2 protein-coding genes are annotated in these 1593 nt (G+C 34.5%); both read left to right on the top strand.

The window, feature by feature from the left end:
- Positions 1–208, top strand: a 208-nt coding sequence (locus FNZ24_RS21575) for a hypothetical protein (protein ID WP_194945128.1), incomplete at its 5' end; no start/stop codon positions are given.
- 85 nt (positions 209–293) lie between these two features.
- Positions 294–1505 (top strand): P-loop NTPase fold protein, encoded by a 1212-nt coding sequence (locus FNZ24_RS21415; protein WP_153916818.1) that lies wholly within the window; start codon positions 294–296, stop codon positions 1503–1505.
- The last annotated feature ends 88 nt before the right edge of the window (positions 1506–1593 follow it).

The raw sequence follows: 1593 nt of genomic DNA, 5'->3' as shown, positions 1-1593 counted from the left end.
CAATTTTGAGGTTCGCCAATCAACACGAGCATCTGGTTACCGTGTTGAAACATATACAGGCACATTAAACTACCTATTAGTTAGTGCTGACGTCTTCAGTGACGGTAAAGTAGTGCTGCATGAAAGTAACTCTGCAGCATTGATTAATACCAATGGTGAGAAAGAAACCTTTAAAAACTGTTTAGTACAGTTAGCAGAAAGTGTTTAAATCAACTGAGTGTTAAATGAACCTATCTAAATTATTTTTCAGTAATAGGATACTGACGAATCCCCACTTATTTTGAGATATCACTATGCCAATCAATCAGCATATCAATAATTACCTTGAGAGCTATATAAGCCTCAATTCACCAAAATTTGCTGTAAAGCTAATTGGCAGTTGGGGGTGTGGAAAAACTACTTTTATACATAACTTTATTAGTAAGCATACAGAGACCAAATTCTATTACATATCACTTCACGGAATTTCTAATAAACAAGAAATAGACGCTGAAATATTTGCTTTAGCTCACCCCATACTAAATAGCAAAAGAGTTAGGCTCGCCGGTAGAATTGCTAAAGGTGTACTAAAGGGGGCATTCAAGATTGATCTAGAGGACGGCTCAAGTGTTACTAGTAAGCCAGAAATTTCAATATCTGAGAATGATCTTGAAACTAGAACTGAAGACATTATTTTCATTTTTGATGATATTGAACGTTGCATTATGCAACCAGCATTAGTTATGTCATACATAAATCATTTAGTCGAATTTGATAACGCTAAAGCTATATTGATAGCTGATGAAGAAAAAATTGAAAGCACTGTTACCACTAATCCAAATTTATCCTACCAATCTATTAAAGAGAAATTAGTAGGTAAAACTTTAAAAATACTTACAGACTTACCAACATTCGTTGAAAGCAGGTTTGCAATAAATCCCGTAGAAAATCTGAATATTGAGGAATCCTCCGCTGCTATCATTAAACTATGTGAAGAAATTAAATTTTCAAACCTCAGAGTAGTTGGTCATTCAATATCTGATTTTTGCTCACTAATACAACAAACAAATACCGAAAAACAGTTAAGTGAAGCTACTATCAACACCTTTCGAGATGTATTTTTCCCTCTTTCTATTCACTATAGAGTTAACAATAACCCCATACTTTTTGAAGCTCTTAGTAACCCTTACCCTAATATGTCCAGCACTGATAAAAAAGACATAAAAACGGAACGAGAACTATTCCTTGATACATTTAAGGAACAATTTGGTGGTGATATTCTATGGCTTGCAACAAACATCCTCAGCGAAGAACAGTGGAAAAAACTATTAATTGGTGAGATTTGTAATATCACTGAACACCTGAAAAATGCTGCTCCTTCAGATAGTAAAGATGAAAGCTGGAAAGAAATTCTACAAATTTATCAATTAACTGATGAACAATTTGCAGAAGTTTTAGCAAGAGAAATCAGAAAGATAGAAAATGGGCTTTATAAAAAAGTAGRGACTACGATGACAACTTGCTAGAACAGCAAACCATCGAAGCAAGATTGGCGCAAATTGATCTCAGTGATGCTGAGCTTGAAGAGTCTGAACACCAATTTACCCGTGGTGA

Source organism: Shewanella sp. TC10 (assembly GCF_009663145.1).
GTDB lineage: Bacteria > Pseudomonadota > Gammaproteobacteria > Enterobacterales > Shewanellaceae > Shewanella.
This window is presented reverse-complemented; position numbering and strand designations above follow the sequence as displayed.